This window comes from Candidatus Jordarchaeum sp., assembly GCF_052745115.1.
On sequence record NZ_JBRAKS010000414.1, the window covers coordinates 1 to 3,160 of the forward strand.

Annotated in this window: 2 protein-coding genes; one reads left to right on the plus strand and one right to left on the minus strand. The window is 36.7% G+C overall.

Translation table 11 applies throughout. The features are described 5' to 3' along the window. Window positions 1-198 precede the first annotated feature (198 nt). Window positions 199-1,308 (plus strand): hypothetical protein, encoded by a 1,110-nt coding sequence (locus ACUVXA_RS18770; RefSeq protein WP_445872817.1) that lies wholly within the window; start codon window positions 199-201, stop codon window positions 1,306-1,308. 110 nt (window positions 1,309-1,418) lie between these two features. On the opposite strand, the gene ppcA is transcribed toward ACUVXA_RS18770, so the two are convergent. After that, window positions 1,419-2,867, minus strand: coding sequence for a phosphoenolpyruvate carboxylase (ppcA, locus tag ACUVXA_RS18775; RefSeq protein ID WP_445872818.1), 1,449 nt, complete (start codon window positions 2,865-2,867; stop codon window positions 1,419-1,421). Window positions 2,868-3,160 lie beyond the last annotated feature (293 nt).

A 3,160-nucleotide genomic window follows, 5' to 3' on the forward strand; every position in this document is an offset into this window, starting at 1 on the left:
CTCATAAATTGTTTTTAAAAATTCAGCAAAGTTAATATAATCTGTCTTTATTCTTTACGTCAAGATACAAAAAAGTTAAACATATTAATCAAAATATTTTTAAATACCTAAATCGAATCCGTAAAAATAAGACAAATAATTCATTGACCTTTAATAAGATTGTTATACTTAATCACATTGAAAAAAGTTGTGGGAATATTGAATCCGAAACCTAGAAAAGTAATACTAAGCGAAGAATTTGGCGGAACCATCATCCAAATTGAGGTGCCTCTAAAATCATACGTAGAACCATCTGAATTAAGAAAAGAATTAGGACTACCTGATTATATTAACCTAGACTACCTACCCATGAAAAGGGCTATAGTAACGCTCTGGGCCGCAAAAAATGCAGGAAATCTGCACCTACACAATCCACACGTAATAAAGGGTTGCATCGGGAAATCTAAAATCTGTAAAGAATCTTTGAATGTTTTACTTTTTGGAGGCGGGGCGTTCAAAATACACTGCCCTAGTGCTAACGCTCCGGGAGGCGCCTTTAATCGTGTTATGAACGATGTGGACCTTATCTGTCCTAGAAAGTATGGAGCAACAGTAAAGAATCTACTTCTGTGTTTAGGAGAGTTATATGGAAGTATGTATTTGCACTTTATGCTCCTTTCAGATAAGGTTTTCAGCGCGATGCGAAGAGGTGAACGTTGGAGAGTGAGAACTATTGATGCGGTAAATGACGATGGAACTCCGGTGGCTGGTTACATGGATATACTAACCGAGGAAGTGAATATGCGCCACAAAATTGATGTGAGAAATGAGCTTTCCCAGCCTCCAGAAAAAACTCTATACACTATTGGTTTGGAGAATATGCTGCTAACTAAGTGCCAGTTCATTGAGGAGCATCCAAAGGAAGCGGTAAAACAATTAAAAGATGCGGGACTTGAACACAGAATACTTCCATGCAATAGTTACTATGAGCCGGAAAAAGTTGTTATTGGTATGGAAGACAAAGACATAAAAGATGTTTGTGCTTTATTTTTAGACCACCCTCTGGGAGATGGCCCTGAAGAGATAAATGGTGCAAGAATCGCAGAACAGCTCAAGAAGGATAAAAAATTCAGAAAGACCGTGAGATTGAATCTCGAAATGATAGTTAACAATAAAGATTTGTTACGAAAGTTTGGAGCCAGCAATAAAGAATCTAATATAATAATTTCAAGGATTGAAGAGCTCTTAGCCCTTATACCCGATTCTACTGAGAAATGGAACAAGCCCTGGTGGAACAAAGAGGTATCCTGTGTAGAATTTAACCATTAAGTTTCATATAATAAAGTTGTTTTTAGTGCATTCTATTTTTCAATTATTTCTCTATTTTTAAGAAGGAATATATTGAGAATATTTTAGTTTTGATACCATTTTCATACTTATTATCCTAGAAATCCTCTTAGCGCTCCGGCTTCGATGATTTTTTCTTGCAACATTGTTGGTTCATTCTGTTTAAATAATGTAACAATTTGTGTTGTTAGATTTTTGTGTTCATGGTTGGTTTCGAATTCGAATTCCTTAGCAATTTCTCTAATTCTTTCAGCGAGATTAGGGTGTAGGAGTTTAAGATTGTCTTGATTTAAATATTGGAGCGCTGAGGAAATATGGTCATCAAAATTTTTGTAAATATCTCTGACCACATCTTTTTTTTGCGGGTTAAGTACAGAGAGACCGAATACTTCCGGCGGTATGCCCAGAGAATATAGGGCTGCACAAAAGGTTATTGCTCTCGGTAAAACCGCTCTTCCCACTCCTCTAGAATATCCGAATAGTCCAATATGCAATTTTCTTTTTCTTCTTTGAGGAATATATGACGCTATCTGATTTATTAGAGGCGCCACCTCCATGATTTCTCTCTCATACTCTTTGGACAATTCCTCCAATATGTTTTGGTAGAGAGTGACATCTAAATCTAAGGATTTTCCTCTACTTTTCTCTTTTATTCTTTTGATCGATTCCATAACCTGTTGTTCAGGATAATCGTATTTAAAGGCAGACTGCAGGGTGAAGGTCTGCACACTAGGGTATTCCTCCAGAACTCTATCCTCTGAAGTGGGTGTCATTCCTCCTCTAAAAGGGGGAGAGCCTACGCCCAGAATGGGGTAAATCTCTAATGATAAGTCCTGTTCCAAAAAATACAATTTTTGGAGAGCTATTTTATTCATGATTACCGCTGAAACCAGACTATAGTTTAGGGCCGGGTCACTTCTTGCCAAAAATACTCTCTGGTAATCAAATTTTTTATCCTTCAAATAATCTCCAACTATTTGATCCGCATTCAGCATACTTGTCATGTCTTCAATTAATGGTATCACGTTTATTTCCTCGGGTTTGAATTCCCCTATCCAATTTTTAATCGGAATATCCCCTTGGAAACAGGTTTTATTCTGATTTCCTACAACAAATTCCTTATAGTAGAAATAAACTCGGTTGAGTTGTTCCGGGGATTGAGTCATGGGTAAAATAACCTCGAATATCGGTGTATGATCCTCTCCATAGAATATTTTAGAAGCATCGAAGGAACGTGGAATGCTGTCCAGGGTTTCCACCAGGATTTTCGCTTCTGTTTTTTCAATGGCAGGGTTAGGTATGCGGAGTGTCAGAAAAATATCTTCTCCCAGCTTATTTTCTTTAAAAAAGTAGTCATAGTTTGAGAGGAGTTTTACTACGACGAAGTTATCTACCTCTTTTCCTTCCATGTCCCACATCTGCTCATCGCAACCCAGATGTGAAAAAACATAGTAGGCTTCCTTTATTTCGTCCTCTCCACCAAGAATATTCTGGCTGGCAAAAAAGGGTGTTCTAACATTATCTGGATGCTGCGAACTCATACACCTGGGAATTCTTACCCTCATATGAATCAACTCAAGATTTTCGAAACATCGTAATCCTAAAATAAATCTGTTAGCGCAAGTTTTAAAATTATTTAATTTAAACATTAACACTAAATTTTATAACTCTGGCTATATGCGAACTTCACAGCCAATATTAAAACAGGAATATTGTAATATTATTTTGACAATGTTAAATTAGGTTGGTTTCCGTTTTCTGCACTACTAAAACGAGGAAAAAAGCCGAAGACAACAGCTCTTAAATCCGTAGATTTAAGTAGGTGTAAAGGTGT